Source organism: Massilistercora timonensis (assembly GCF_048354975.1).
In the GTDB taxonomy this organism is placed as follows: domain Bacteria; phylum Bacillota; class Clostridia; order Lachnospirales; family Lachnospiraceae; genus Massilistercora; species Massilistercora timonensis.
Genome location: NZ_DBGCJQ010000010.1, coordinates 1 through 14,512 on the forward strand (window position 1 = coordinate 1; position 14,512 = coordinate 14,512).

Genomic DNA, 14,512 nt, shown 5'->3' on the forward strand with positions numbered 1-14,512 from the left:
GTCCCAAGACAGGAGATTCTTCCAATATCATGCTCTGGGGCGGACTCGCCCTTCTGGCCGGTTTCTCTGCGGTCCTGACAGTAGTGATCCGGCGCAGGAAAGAAAACTAACAGATGGAGATGACAGACCTTACAGGGCGCCGGTTTGGCAGACTGAAGGCGCTGTATCCCACAGAAAACCGGGACCGGCACGGGACCGTCTGCTGGATCTGCAGATGTGACTGCGGACAGGAAGTGGAAGTGTCGGCGGCCAGTCTTATGGGCGGGATCTGCAAGAGCTGCGGCTGCCTGAAGAAAGAAAACCAGGAGAAGATAAGGGAAAGACTTCACCGGGTGGACGGCACCTGTGTGGAATTCCTGGAGAAGCGAAAATACAGGAAGGATAATAAAAGCGGCTTCCGGGGTGTGTTCTGCACACCTTCCGGGAAATACAGAGTGAGTATCGGCTTCCGGGGGAAGCGGATCTATCTTGGGGTCTACAATACCTTTGAAGAGGCTGTGGCGGCAAGAAAGAAAGGGGAAGAGGAGATCCATGGCGGCTTCCTGAGGGAGTACCGGGCATGGGAACAAAAAGCAAAGGAAGATCCTCAGTGGGCCCGGGAACATCCATTTGGCAATACGTCCTCCGACTAAGAGAAAAGGGGCGGGAAAACATTTCAGGTTTCCCGTCCCTTTTGGCATCCGTCCTGCTGGAAATGTGAACACTTTGTAAACAGCTTGAATTGGCTTTTGGTTAGTGTTAGAATGGAGAATGAGTAAATTTAGGATAAGGAGTTTATATCTGGCATGGGTTTGATAGAAAAGATTTTTGGAACACACAGTGAGAATGAGCTGAAGCGGGTCTATCCCATCGTGGATGAGATCGAGGCCATGGAGCCGGAGATGCAGGCTCTTTCTGACAGTGAGCTCCGGGAGAAGACCAGAGAATTTAAAGAGAGGCTTTCGGAGGGCGAGACTTTGGACGATATCCTTCCGGAGGCTTTTGCTGTTGTCCGGGAGGCGGCGGCGCGGACGCTGGGTATGAAGCACTACCGGGTACAGCTGATCGGCGGTGTGATCCTGCATCAGGGACGGATCGCGGAGATGAAGACCGGTGAAGGTAAGACCCTGGTGGCCACGCTTCCGGCTTATCTGAATGCGCTGACCGGAGAGGGAGTCAACATTGTAACGGTGAATGATTATCTGGCCAAGCGTGATGCGGAGTGGATGGGACAGGTCCATGAATTCCTGGGTCTGACGGTAGGCGTGGTGCTCAACAGTATGGACAATGACGAGCGCCGGGCGGCATATAACTGTGATATCACTTATGTGACCAACAATGAGCTGGGCTTTGATTATCTGCGTGACAACATGGTGATCTACAAGGAGAACCTGGTGCAGAGAGGTCTGAAATATGCCATCATCGACGAGGTGGACTCGGTGCTGATCGATGAGGCGCGGACGCCTCTTATCATTTCCGGTCAGAGCAGCAAATCCACCAGCCTTTATGAGGCCTGCGACATCCTGGCCCGCCAGTTGCAGCGTGGAGAGGCCAGCGGGGAGTTTTCCAAGATCAATGCCATCATGGGTGAGGAGATCGAGGAGACCGGAGATTTCATCGTCAATGAGAAGGAGAAGAACATCAATCTGACGGAAGACGGTGTGAAGAAGGTGGAGAGATTCTTCCACATCGAGAACCTGGCAGATCCGGAGAATCTGGAGATCCAGCACAACATCATCCTGGCCCTGCGGGCCCACAACCTGATGTTCCGCGACAAGGACTATGTGGTGAAAGATGACGAGGTGCTGATCGTAGATGAGTTCACGGGACGTATCATGCCGGGACGCCGGTATTCTGACGGTCTTCATCAGGCGATCGAGGCCAAGGAGCATGTGAAGGTGAAGAGAGAGAGCAGGACCCTTGCCACCATCACCTTCCAGAACCTGTTCAATAAATTCGAGAAGAAGGCCGGCATGACCGGTACCGCCCTGACAGAGGAGAAGGAGTTCCGGGAGATCTACGGGATGGACGTGATCGAGATCCCTACCAATGTGCCGGTTATCCGTAAGGATCTGGAGGATGCGGTATATAAAACGAAGAAAGAAAAGTTCAAGGCAGTCTGCGATGCCATCGAGGAAGCCCACGCCAATCACCAGCCGGTGCTGGTGGGCACCATCACCATCGAGACTTCCGAGCTCTTAAGCGGTATGCTGAAGCGCCGGGGGATCAAGCACAACGTACTGAATGCCAAGTTCCATGAGATGGAGGCGGAGATCGTTGCACAGGCAGGTATTCATGATGCTGTCACGATTGCCACCAACATGGCCGGACGTGGTACGGATATCAAGCTGGATGACGAGGCAAGAGCGGCCGGCGGATTAAAGATCATCGGTACTGAGCGGCATGAGTCCCGGCGGATCGACAATCAGCTGCGGGGCCGTTCCGGACGGCAGGGAGACCCGGGTGAGTCCAGATTCTATATCTCCCTGGAAGACGATCTTATGCGGCTGTTCGGATCAGAGCGTCTGATGAATATCTTCAATACGCTGGGCGTTGAGGAAGGCGAGCAGATCGAGCACAAGATGCTTTCCAGCGCCATTGAGCGGGCACAGGAGAAGATTGAGAGCAATAACTTTGGCATCCGTAAGAACCTGCTGGAATATGATCAGGTCATGAATGAGCAGCGGGAGATCATCTATGAAGAGCGCCGCCGGGTTCTGGACGGCGAGAATATGCGGGATTCCATCTTCCACATGATCAATGACTACATTGAGAATACGGTGGATATGCTGATCTCTCCGGATCAGGAGAGCGAGGACTGGGATCTGACTGAACTGAACTTAACGATCCACAAGACGATCCCCATGGCTCTGATCCGGGAAGAAGACGTCAGGAATATGAGCCAGAAGGAACTGAAACATTTCCTGAAGGAGCGGGCGGCCAAGGCGTATGAAGTTAAGGAAGCAGAAGCGCCGGAGCCGGAGCACTGGAGAGAAGTGGAGCGGGTGATCCTTCTGAGAGTCATCGATGCCAAGTGGATGGCCCATATCGACGATATGGATCAGCTTCGTCAGGGCATCGGTCTGCAGGCATACGGCCACAGAGACCCCAAGGTAGAGTACAAGATGCTGGGCTATGATATGTTTGGCGAGATGACAAGGGGCATCACAGAAGATACAGTCCGTTCCCTGTTCCACATCCGCATCGAGCAGAAAGTGGAGAGAGAGCAGGTGGCCAAGGTGACCGGGACCAACAAGGATGATTCTGCGGCGAAAGCGCCGAAGAAGCGGGCGGAGAAGAAGATCTACCCCAATGATCCCTGCCCCTGCGGAAGCGGCAAGAAGTATAAGCAGTGCTGCGGCCGCAAGAAATAGAATGTGAATGAAGAAATGAGGTGACAAGATGGTCGAATTAGATCAGTACAAAAGTCTGATGAACGCCTATGAAGAACCTCTTGCCGAAGTGAGGGATTCACTTTGACCTCTCCGGCAAGGAGAAGCGGATCCAGGAACTGGAACGCAAGATAGAAGAACCTGGCTTCTGGGACGACCCGGAGGAGTCCCAGAAGGTGATGAAGGAATTAAAGAGCCTTCAGGAGCTGGTCAAAGAGATGGAAGGGCTTCTCGCCGTCCGGGAGGACATCCTGGTCCTGATCGAGATGGCATATGAAGAAAATGACGATTCCATGGTGAAGGAGATCCAAAGTGAGATCCAGGGATTTGAGACGCAGTTTGAAGAACTGCGGACCCGCACCCTGCTCTCCGGGGAGTACGACGGCTGTAACGCCATCGTGACCATCCATGCGGGGGCTGGCGGGACGGAGTCCTGCGACTGGGCCGGGATGCTGTACCGGATGTACACACGCTGGGCGGAGCGGAAAGGATTTTCCATTCAGGTACTGGATTTCCTGGATGGGGATATCACCGGAATCAAGGGCGTGACCTTCCAGGTAAACGGAGAAAACGCCTACGGGTATCTGAAGTCGGAGAAGGGAGTGCACCGGCTGGTCCGGATCTCGCCGTTTAACGCGGCGGGGAAGAGACAGACCTCATTTGCCTCCTGCGATGTGGTGCCGGACATTGAGGATGATATCGATATTGAGATCGCGGATGATGATCTGAAGATCGATACCTACCGGGCCAGCGGCGCCGGAGGGCAGCACGTCAACAAGACCTCTTCTGCTATCCGGATCACCCATCTTCCCACGGGGATCGTGGTGCAGTGCCAGAATGAGCGGTCACAGCACCACAATAAAGAGAAAGCCATGCAGATGCTGAAGGTAAAGCTGAAGCTTCTGAAAGAGCAGGAGCAGGCGGAGAAGGTCTCCGATATCCGGGGAGAGGTAAAAGAGATCGGATTCGGCAATCAGATCCGGTCATACGTGATGCAGCCTTACACTCTGGTGAAGGATCACAGGACCAATGTGGAGACCGGCAATGTAAGCGCCGTGCTGGACGGAGACATCGATTTATTTATTAACGCGTATCTAAAAGAAACAGTGAACACATAAAGGGAGGAAGTTATGGTAAATATTGCGGTAATGGGATACGGAACGGTAGGTTCCGGCGTGGTGGAAGTCATCAACACCAACGGAAAGAGGATCAATCAGAGGATCGGGGAAGAACTGAATATCAAATACGTGCTGGATCTGAGAGATTTCCCCGGAGATCCGGTGCAGGAGAAGATCATCCATGATTTTGAGACCATTGTCAATGACGATGAGATCAAGATCGTAGTGGAAGTCATGGGAGGGATCGAGCCTGCATACACATTTGTAAAGCGCTGTCTTCTGGCGGGAAAGAGCGTGACCACATCCAACAAGGCGCTGGTCGCCAAACACGGGGCGGAACTGCTGTCCATTGCCAGAGAGAAGAATATCAATTTCCTGTTTGAGGCAAGTGTGGGCGGCGGGATCCCGATCATCCGTCCGCTGAACTCTTCTCTCACAGCGGATGAGATCGAGGAGATCACCGGGATCCTCAACGGGACTACCAATTATATGATGACGAAAATGTTCTACGAAGGCGCAGATTATGACACCGTGCTGAAGGAGGCCCAGGCCAACGGATTTGCGGAGCAGAATCCGGAAGCGGATGTGGAAGGCTACGATGCCTGCCGCAAGATCGCCATCCTGTCTTCGCTGATCTCCGGGCAGCAGGTGGATTTTGAAGACATTTACTGTGAAGGGATCACCCGGATCACAGTGGAAGATATGAAGTACGCCAAAGAGATGGGCATGACCATCAAACTCCTTGCCTCCAGCAAGCGGCAGGGAGAGAAACTGCACGCCATCGTGGCGCCCTGCCTGATCTACCCGGAACATCCGCTCTACAGCGTGGACGGCGTGTTCAACGCCATCTTTGTCCATGGTAATGTGCTGGGAGACGCCATGTTCTACGGAAGCGGCGCAGGGAAACTTCCTACAGCCAGCGCGGTGGTGGCCGACGTGGTTGAGGAAGCCAAGAACCTGAACCGGAACGTGATGACCATGTGGAAGCAGGAGAAGCTTGAGATCGAGGACAAGGCGGACGCTTCCCGGAGATTCTTCGTGCGGATGAAGGGAGAGGCGAAGGAAATGCTTCCCGGGCTGGAGAAGACATTTGGCAAGGTGGAAGTTGTGCAGGTGCCTGGGCTTGACGGAGAATTCGGCTTTACCACCTGCGTGATGACAGAGGGAGCGTATGAGGACCGGGCGAAAGGGTATCAGGATCAGATCCTTCATATGATCCGGATCGAAGACCTGGATGAAGCAGGAGAATAGATATGAAATATGTGGTTGTGCTGAGTGATGGGATGGCGGGAAGACCGCTGTCGGAACTGGATGGGAAGACTACACTGGAAGCAGCAGAGACGCCGGTGATGGATGAACTGGCGCCGGTGTCTGAGCTGGGGATGGCCTCCATGGTGCCGGAAGGGATGGCGCCGGGAAGCGACACGGCGAATCTGTCGGTGATGGGATACGATCCCAGGATCTACTACACCGGGCGCTCTCCGCTGGAAGCGCTGAGCATCGGAGTGGAGATGGAGGAGAGCGACGTCTCTTTCCGCTGCAATCTGGTGACGCTGTCGGAAGAAGATGTTCCCTACGGGGAGCGGACCATCCTGGACCATAGTTCGGACGAGATCGCAACAAAGGATGCGGCGGAGCTTCTGAAAGCACTGGAACAGGGCCTGAAGCAGGAGGGGTTCTCCTTCTATGTGGGAACCAGCTACCGGCACCTTCTGATCTGGAAGGAAGGCAGGATCCTGGATCTGACGCCGCCCCATGATGTGCTGGGCAGGAAGATTGAAGAATATCTGCCGGAGGATCCCGTCTTCCGGGAGATGATGGAGAAAAGCTATGAGATCCTGGAGCATCACCCCATCAATGAGGCGCGCAGGAGACAGGGGCTTCATCCGGCCAACTCCGCCTGGTTCTGGGGAGCAGGGAAGAAACCGTCTCTTCCTGATTTCCAGGAGCGGACCGGGAAGAGAGGGATCATGATCTCTGCGGTAGATCTTCTGAAAGGGATCGCGGTAGGAGCCGGAATGGACTGTGCTTTTGTAGAGGGAGCCAACGGCGGACTTCACACCAACTATGAGGGGAAAGCCGCTGCTGCGGCTGAGGCGCTGATCCGGCAGGGATATGATTTTGCCTACATCCATGTGGAGGCGCCGGATGAGATGGGACACCAGGGCCAGATCCAGGATAAGATCCAGGCCATTGAGAATGTGGATCAGAGAGTCTTACGACCGTTGGTGGAGAGCCTGCGGGAGGCAGGGGAAGATTTTCGCCTGCTGTTGCTGCCCGATCATCCCACGCCCATCGAGGTGCGCACCCATACCGGAGAGGCGGTTCCCTATCTCTTGTATGACAGCACCCATCCGGTGAAGGGACAGGAAGCATATTGTGAGAAGACAGGGGAAGCCACCGGCAGGAACTGGCCGGAAGGCTACCGCCTGATCAGTCATTTATTACAGGAGGAGCTATGCTGATCGTAAAAAAATTCGGCGGCACTTCAGTCGCTGATAAGGAAAGAATCTATAATGTAGCCAGGCGGTGTATGGAGGATTACAAAGCAGGCCACGATGTGGTGGTAGTCCTGTCCGCCATGGGCAAGACCACGGATGATCTGATCGAACTGGCCAGGAGTATCAATCCCAGGGCGAAACAGCGGGAGATGGATATGCTCCTGACGACCGGCGAGCAGGTGTCTGTTTCCCTGATGGCCATGGCGCTGCACGCCATGGATGTGCCGGCAGTGTCCCTGAATGCCTTCCAGGTTCGGATGCATTCCACATCCAGATATGGAAATGCCCGGTTCAAACGGGTGGACACCGAGCGGATCCAGCATGAACTGGATTCCCGCAAGATCGTGATCGTCACCGGGTTCCAGGGAGTGAACAAATACGATGATATCACAACCCTTGGCCGGGGCGGATCCGACACCACGGCAGTGGCCCTGGCGGCGGTGCTCCATGCAGATAAATGTGAGATCTATACGGATGTAGACGGGATCTATACGGCGGATCCGCGGATCGTGAAGAACGCCCGCAAGCTGGATGCCATCAGCTATGACGAGATGCTGGAGCTGGCAAGTCTTGGGGCGAAGGTTCTCCATAACCGTTCCGTGGAGATGGCGAAAAAATACAATGTGGAACTGGTAGTGCGTTCCAGTCTGAATGAGACAGAGGGAACGGTTGTCAAGGAGGTAGCAAGCGTGGAAAAACTATTGGTGACAGGTGTGGCGGCAGACGCGAACACAGCGCGGATTTCCGTGATCGGAGTAGAGGACCGGCCGGGTGTGGCATTCCGCATCTTTGATGTGCTGGCGAAGAAAGGGATCAATGTGGATATCATCCTTCAGTCCGTAGGAAGGGACGGAACGAAGGATATTTCCTTCACGGTGGCGTCCAGCGACATGGAGGCGGCGATCGCCATCCTGGAGGAGAACAAAGAACGTCTCACGATCAAAGATATCGTGTGGGACGAGCATGTGGCCAAGCTTTCTGTGGTGGGCGCCGGGATGATGAGTAATCCGGGAGTCGCCGCAAAGATGTTTGAATCTTTATATAATTCCAGGATCAATATCAACATGATCGCCACTTCTGAGATCCGGATCACCGTACTGGTGGATGAGAAGGATATCGACAAGGCGATGAACGCAGTCCATGACGGATTTGAGGTCAATGATTAAGAGAGTCTGTGATTAGAGAGAAAGCCGGCGACCAGCCGTCTGTTTTCCGGAGAGATGGAGCGGAACATCTGGATTATTTCCACTTCCTCCCGGGAGAGATAGATGGCGGCGTCGGTTTTTTTGTTCTTGGCCAGAATATAGGAGACAGGGGAAACGGACAATTCTTCCGAATGGCGGCGGGCGCCGGGAAGATTCTTCAGCACCAGGGCGTCAAGAGAGACCCGGTAACAGCGGGCGAGAAAAAGGAGAGAATCCAGATCCGGAGTCCGCTTGCCGGTTTCGTAGTTGGAATAAGCCTGCCGGGAGATGTTGAGCATTTTGCTCAGCGCCTTCTGAGTCAGTCCATGTTTCTTTCTGAGGTAACGCAGGTTGTTGGCAAGCTGTATATTGGACATGGCAGTCTCCTTCGTCGGTCATTCGATGGTAACAGTGATAGTATAGCAATTTGTCCAATAAATAGGTAACTATGCGTCAAAACGTTACAAACCAGAATAAGGCAACAAATCGTTGCCTTATTTTTTGCTGAGATTACTGTTGTGATACTGGGAAGAAAAAGTTACGTCCTCGCCAAACCAGTGGGGCGGGGTGAAGGAATTGGCGGAAGCCTCGTCAGGGAATTCCACTTCCGCCAGTACAAGGGGGGCCAGGTCGCCCCGGAACAGGTCCAGTTCAATGGTGAGGGTGTCTGTAAGAGGGATCCGGTATCTTCGTTTCCGAATCAGCCGGCCGTCTACCTTGGGCAGAAGATGTTGGTAAGCCTCCTCTGTAAGAGGGAGGTTGTATTCTTCACGGACCATAAGCCCGCCGGATTTATAAGTGAGTTCATACCGGTCGTCATCTCTGCGGATCCGGATCACCGGATCGGTGCACAGATATCCCTGCTCCAGTTCCCGGAAGGGGAAGGAATCAAGATCCTCCGGCAGCTTTTGGACCAGATATTTGCGTTCGATTTCCATATTCCATCATCCTTTCCTTATCTATCATAAACGTATTTACACTAAATGTAAACGGTGTTAATATTGAAATAAGTATGCAGATATAAGGCTGAGTTTCAAAAAGAATAAAAGGAAGGGAGAAAAGGGAAATGAAGCGGGTAAATGTTTTGCTGGCAGATGGTTTTGAGGAAGTAGAAGCCTTGACGGTAGTCGATCTTCTGAGACGGGCCAAGGTTTATGTAGATACGGTTTCCATCATGGAAGATTATACGGTGCACGGATCCCACGGGATCAACGTCCAGACAGAGGATCTGTTTGAGGAAGCGGATTTTGGTGAGGCGGATATGGTAGTCCTGCCGGGAGGAATGCCGGGAACCACCAACCTGAAGGCCCACAGCGGGGTCCGGAAGGTAGTGACGGATTTTGCCGCGGAGGGCAAGTATGTGGCGGCGATCTGCGCGGCGCCTACCATCCTGGCGGATCTGGGGCTTCTTAAGGGCAGGCGGGTCACCTGCTATCCGGCCATGGAGAAGGAGATCCAGGGAGCGGTGATCACCCGGGCGCCTGTGACGGTGGACGGTAATCTGATCACCAGCCGGGGCGTTGGGACCGCCATTGATTTCGCCCTGGAACTGATCCAGATCCTGGAGGGGAGAGCGAAGGCAGAAGAAATCGCGGAGTCCATCGTATACGAATAGAAAATGCTGGATATTTAGCGGGGTTTGTGTTATACTTCATTGGTGAATGTATTGAAATATGCCCGTTTTCGGCCTGGTGAAGGCGGGATAGAAACAGGAGGAGTCAGAGGAAAATGAATTTACAGGTAGAAAAATTAGAGAAAAACATGGCGAAGCTTACCATCGAAGTGTCCGCCGATGAGTTGGAGAAAGCGCTCCAGAACGCATATATGAGACAGAAAAACAAGATCAATATGCCTGGTTTCCGTAAGGGAAAAGTACCGCGCCAGATGATCGAGAAGATGTACGGACCGGAGATTTTCTATGATGATGCGGCCAACAGCCTGATCCCAAAGGCATACTCTGAGGCTTATGACGAGTGTGAGCTGGAGATCGTATCCCAGCCGGAGATCAACGTAGAGCAGATCGAGAAGGGCAAGCCCTTTATCTTCACTGCGCAGGTAGCTACCAAACCGGAAGTTACTCTGGGCGAGTACAAGGGACTGGAAGTAGATAAGGTTTCCACCCGCGTGACCCAGAAGGAAGTAGACGCGAAGATCCAGGAAGAGGCGGAGAAGAACGCCCGTACCATCACGGTAGAGGATCGTCCGGTACAGGATAAAGACGAGATCATCCTGGACTTTGAAGGCTTCGTGGACGGCGAGGCGTTCGAGGGCGGCAAGGGTGAGAACTACCCGCTGACCATCGGTTCCGGATCCTTTATCCCCGGATTCGAGGAGCAGCTCATCGGGGCAGAGCCGGAGAAGGAGATCGAAGTAAAGGTTACTTTCCCGGAGGATTATCACGCAGAGGACCTGAAGGGCAAAGACGCAGTGTTCAAATGTACCATCCATGAGATCAAGGCCAAGGAGATCCCGGAGATCGACGATGAATTCGCGGCAGAAGTTTCCGAATTTGACACTCTGGATGAATATAAAGCCGATGTAAAGGCAAAGATCAAAGAGCAGAAGGCTGCAGACGGAAAGCGTAAGAAAGAGGATCAGGCGGTAGAGAAGGCCATCGCCAACGCTACCATGGAGATCCCGGACGCAATGGTTGATACCCAGGCCCGCCAGATGATGGATGAGTTCGCACAGCGGATCCAGGCCCAGGGTCTTACCATGGACCAGTACTTCCAGTTTACCGGAATGGACCGGGAGAAGATGATGGAAGAGATGAAGCCTCAGGCGCTGAAGCGCATTGAGACTCGTCTTGTGCTGGAGGCGGTAGCCAAGGCAGAGAACATCGAGATCAGCGACGAGAAGCTGGACGAAGAGCTGGCGAAGATGGCGGAAGCCTACAAGATGGAAGTTGATAAGCTCAAAGAGTTCATGGGCGACGCTGAGAAAAAACAGATGAAAGAAGATATGGCTGTCCAGGAGGCAGTTACCTTCCTGGCGGAGAATGCAGTAGAGAAATAACAGACGCAAAAGAAGCAGACGGGAGGCATAGAATCTATGAGTTTAGTACCTTATGTCATTGAGCAGACCAGCCGCGGCGAGCGCTCTTATGATATTTATTCCAGACTTCTGAAGGACCGGATCATTTTCCTGGGGGAGGAAGTAACGGATGTATCTGCCAGCGTGATCGTGGCCCAGCTGCTGTTTTTGGAGGCAGAGGATCCGGAGAAGGATATCCACCTGTACATCAACAGTCCGGGAGGATCTGTGACGGCAGGGATGGCGATCTACGATACCATGCAGTATATCAAGTGCGATATTGAGACCATCTGTATCGGAATGGCGGCAAGTATGGGATCATTCCTGCTTTCCGGCGGTACAAAGGGAAAAAGGCTGGCGCTTCCCAACGCGGAGATCATGATCCATCAGCCTTCCGGCGGAGCGCAGGGCCAGGCGTCGGAGATCCAGATCGCGGCGGAGCATATCCTGAAGACCCGCCACAAACTGAATCAGATCCTGGCGGAGAATACCGGACAGCCGCTGGAAGTGATCGAGCGGGATACGGACAGGGATAACTTCATGTCAGCGGAAGAGGCCAAGGCCTACGGTCTGATCGATGAGGTGATCACACGCCGTTAGTTTCCTTAGAATGTCCGAATTTATGAGGTGAAAGAATAGAATGGCAGGTAGAAACGACGACCAGGTGAGATGTTCTTTCTGCAACAAGACGCAGGCGCAGGTCAAAAAGCTGATCGCAGGGCCAAACGGGGCATATATCTGCGATGAGTGCGTGGACGTCTGCGCGGAGATCATCGAAGAAGAACTGGAATATGAAGAGGGAAGACGCAGAAGTCCTTTCATGGACATCAATCTGCTGAAACCGGAAGAGATCAAGGCGTTTCTGGATGAATATGTGATCGGACAGGAGGACGCCAAGAAGGTCCTCTCTGTGGCGGTTTACAATCATTATAAGAGGATCCTGGCAGGCCGGGAGGATCTGGGAGTGGAACTGAGCAAGAGCAACATCCTGATGCTGGGTCCCACCGGCTGCGGCAAGACCCTTCTTGCCCAGTCTCTTGCAAGGATCCTGAACGTGCCCTTTGCCATCGCGGATGCCACGGCCCTGACAGAAGCCGGGTATGTGGGGGAGGATGTGGAGAACATCCTTCTGAAGATCATCCAGGCGGCGGACGGCGACGTGGAGCGGGCAGAATACGGGATCATCTATATCGATGAGATCGACAAGATCACCAAGAAATCCGAGAATCCTTCCATCACAAGAGATGTGTCCGGAGAGGGCGTTCAGCAGGCGCTTCTCAAGATCATCGAGGGAACGGTGGCCAACGTGCCGCCCCAGGGTGGAAGAAAGCATCCCCATCAGGAGCTGATCCAGATCGACACCACCAATATCCTCTTTATCTGCGGAGGAGCGTTCGATGGCCTGGAGAAGGTGATCGAGAAGCGGCTGGATCAGAAATCCATCGGATTCAATGTGGAGATCGCCAGCCGGCACGAGCATGATACAGACCGGCTCTTAAAGCAGGTACTTCCCCAGGATCTGGTGAAGTACGGCCTGATCCCTGAGCTGGTAGGGCGTGTCCCGGTGACCGTGTCTTTGGAGATGCTGGATAAGGAAGCGCTGATCCGGATCCTGACAGAGCCCAAGAACGCTATTGTGAAACAGTATCAGAAGATGCTGGAGATGGACGGGGTGGACCTGATCTTTGACGATTCCGCCCTGGAGGAGATCGCGGAGACTTCCCTGAAGCGAAAGACAGGGGCGAGAGGCTTACGGGCGATCATGGAAAAAACGATGATGGATATTATGTATCAGGCGCCTTCGGATGAAACGCTGAAGTCCTGCAGGATCACAAGAGATGTGATAAAAGGGGTTGGAGAGCCGGAGTGTGTTCACGGGGCGATCCATTCAGAAAGTGCATAAGAATTATGAGGCGGGTGCAGAGATTGTGTGCCCGCCCGTTTCATATAAAGCCGGGTCTGCCTTCTGACAGGGCCGGGATCAGACAGGAGAGAAGAAATACATGGAGAGAGAAAGATTAAGTCTTCCTATGGTGGCGCTGCGGGGAATGGCAGTGCTGCCGGAGATGGTGACACATTTTGACGTGAGCCGGGAGAAATCCATCCAGGCGATCGAGCGGGCGATGGAAGGAGACCAGCTTTTATTTCTGGCGGCCCAGAAGGATGTAGAAGTAGAAGATCCGGGAATCGCCGATGTGTATGAGATGGGCTGCGTGGTCAGCATCAAGCAGATGCTGAGGCTTCCCAAGAAGATCACCCGGGTACTGGTGTCCGGGCAGCTTCGGGCAAGGATTGAAGAACTGGAGCAGGAGACGCCGTTTCTCTATGCTTCCGTGGAAGTGGTGCCGGATGAACTGGACAGCCTGGAGGAAGGAGATGCCCAGGAGACGTCCATCAACCGGGAGGCTATGTTGCGGGGACTGAAGGATCTGTTCCGGGAATACATGCTTAAAAACCCTAAGACGGCGAAGGAACTGGGAGCCCAGATCGACGAGACTCAGGATCTCAGGAAACTGGTGGACCTGATCGGGGCCAACCTGCCTCTTCGCTGTGAAGAACAGCAGGAGCTTCTGGAGGAGCCGGACGTACGGAAGCGGTTTGAGCTTCTGTCCTATAAGGTAGTGCAGGAGATCCGGGTGCAGAATATCAAGGATGAGCTGCAGACTAAGATCAAGGAGCGGGTGGACAAGAACCAGCGGGAGTATATCCTCCGGGAGGAATTAAAGCTGATCCGGGAGGAACTGGGAGACGAGACTACTCTTTCCGACGCAGATGAATTCCAGCAGGCGGCAGACGCTCTGAAGGCCCCGGCGGAGGTGAAGGAGAAGATCTCCAAAGAGATCAAACGGTTTCGTAATTCTATGAACAGCCCGGCAGAGGCAGGCGTGATCCGGACATATATCGAGACCATGCTGGAGCTTCCCTGGGATAAGACCTGCCGGGACAACAAAGATATCGCCTATGCGAAGCAGGTGCTGGACGAGGATCACTATGGCCTGGAGAAGGTGAAGGAGCGGGTGTTGGAGTTTCTGGCGGTCCGCGCCCTGACCCGGAAGGGAGATGTGCCCATCCTCTGTCTGGTAGGACCTCCGGGAACCGGTAAGACGTCCATTGCCAAATCCCTGGCCCGGGCGCTGAAGAAGCCTTATGTCAGGATCTCGCTTGGCGGCGTCCGGGACGAGGCGGAGATCCGGGGACACCGGAAGACTTATGTAGGCGCGATGCCGGGAAGGATTGCGGAGGCGATCCGCAGGGCCAAAGTGAAGAATCCCCTGATGCTGCTGGATGAGATCGACAAGGTGAGC

Annotated in this window: 14 protein-coding genes; 12 read left to right on the top strand and 2 right to left on the bottom strand. The window is 53.9% G+C overall.

The genetic code is table 11. From position 1 onward, the window contains the following. The 7 genes from ACML7B_RS00610 to ACML7B_RS00640 form a co-directional block, all read left to right on the top strand. Positions 1-110 (top strand): LPXTG cell wall anchor domain-containing protein (locus ACML7B_RS00610; RefSeq protein WP_418538839.1); only part of this gene is annotated, 110 nt, incomplete at its 5' end. A gap of 3 nt (positions 111-113) precedes the next feature. After that, positions 114-632 (top strand): hypothetical protein, encoded by a 519-nt coding sequence (locus ACML7B_RS00615; RefSeq protein WP_418538825.1) that lies wholly within the window; start codon positions 114-116, stop codon positions 630-632. Between the two features lie 153 nt (positions 633-785). Beyond that, complete coding sequence (secA, locus tag ACML7B_RS00620; protein WP_418538827.1) at positions 786-3,353, top strand: preprotein translocase subunit SecA; 2,568 nt, start codon at positions 786-788, stop codon at positions 3,351-3,353. 28 nt (positions 3,354-3,381) lie between these two features. Then, positions 3,382-4,489 (top strand): peptide chain release factor 2 gene (gene prfB / locus ACML7B_RS00625; protein ID WP_418538829.1). Its coding sequence is split into 2 segments (ribosomal slippage): positions 3,382-3,456 and positions 3,458-4,489, totalling 1,107 coding nucleotides; the frame shifts between segments, so codons are not numbered across the junction. Between the two features lie 12 nt (positions 4,490-4,501). Further along, on the top strand, positions 4,502-5,740 hold the full coding sequence (locus ACML7B_RS00630) for a homoserine dehydrogenase (protein WP_418538830.1): 1,239 nt from the start codon (positions 4,502-4,504) through the stop codon (positions 5,738-5,740). Positions 5,741-5,742: 2 nt separating this feature from the next. After that, positions 5,743-6,954, top strand: a complete 1,212-nt coding sequence (locus ACML7B_RS00635; protein ID WP_418538833.1) for a cofactor-independent phosphoglycerate mutase — start codon at positions 5,743-5,745, stop codon at positions 6,952-6,954. Then, complete coding sequence (locus tag ACML7B_RS00640) at positions 6,948-8,156, top strand: aspartate kinase (RefSeq protein ID WP_346706923.1); 1,209 nt, start codon at positions 6,948-6,950, stop codon at positions 8,154-8,156. Before ACML7B_RS00635 ends, ACML7B_RS00640 begins: the two co-directional genes overlap by 7 nt. Here the strand turns inward: ACML7B_RS00640 and ACML7B_RS00645 are convergent. Both ACML7B_RS00645 and ACML7B_RS00650 read right to left on the bottom strand, forming a co-directional pair. Next, positions 8,153-8,551, bottom strand: a complete 399-nt coding sequence (locus tag ACML7B_RS00645; protein ID WP_346706924.1) for a helix-turn-helix transcriptional regulator — start codon at positions 8,549-8,551, stop codon at positions 8,153-8,155. The genes ACML7B_RS00640 and ACML7B_RS00645 overlap by 4 nt on opposite strands. 117 nt (positions 8,552-8,668) lie before the next feature. Further along, positions 8,669-9,112: a CYTH domain-containing protein gene (locus ACML7B_RS00650; RefSeq protein ID WP_418538834.1), complete on the bottom strand. Its 444-nt coding sequence runs from the start codon at positions 9,110-9,112 to the stop codon at positions 8,669-8,671. Positions 9,113-9,240: 128 nt separating this feature from the next. Between ACML7B_RS00650 and ACML7B_RS00655 the strand changes: the two genes are divergently transcribed. The 5 genes from ACML7B_RS00655 to ACML7B_RS00675 all read left to right on the top strand — a co-directional run. Beyond that, complete coding sequence (locus ACML7B_RS00655) at positions 9,241-9,789, top strand: DJ-1 family glyoxalase III (protein ID WP_418538836.1); 549 nt, start codon at positions 9,241-9,243, stop codon at positions 9,787-9,789. A gap of 113 nt (positions 9,790-9,902) precedes the next feature. Further along, positions 9,903-11,189: a trigger factor gene (gene tig, locus ACML7B_RS00660; protein WP_346706927.1), complete on the top strand. Its 1,287-nt coding sequence runs from the start codon at positions 9,903-9,905 to the stop codon at positions 11,187-11,189. Positions 11,190-11,225: 36 nt separating this feature from the next. Next, a complete protein-coding gene (clpP, locus tag ACML7B_RS00665) occupies positions 11,226-11,807 on the top strand; it encodes an ATP-dependent Clp endopeptidase proteolytic subunit ClpP (protein ID WP_106788763.1) in 582 nt (193 codons plus the stop codon). Positions 11,808-11,847: 40 nt separating this feature from the next. Beyond that, positions 11,848-13,110 (top strand): ATP-dependent Clp protease ATP-binding subunit ClpX, encoded by a 1,263-nt coding sequence (gene clpX, locus ACML7B_RS00670; protein ID WP_106788762.1) that lies wholly within the window; start codon positions 11,848-11,850, stop codon positions 13,108-13,110. Positions 13,111-13,210: 100 nt separating this feature from the next. Next, on the top strand, positions 13,211-14,512 hold a 1,302-nt coding region (locus ACML7B_RS00675), incomplete at its 3' end, for an LON peptidase substrate-binding domain-containing protein (RefSeq protein ID WP_418538838.1).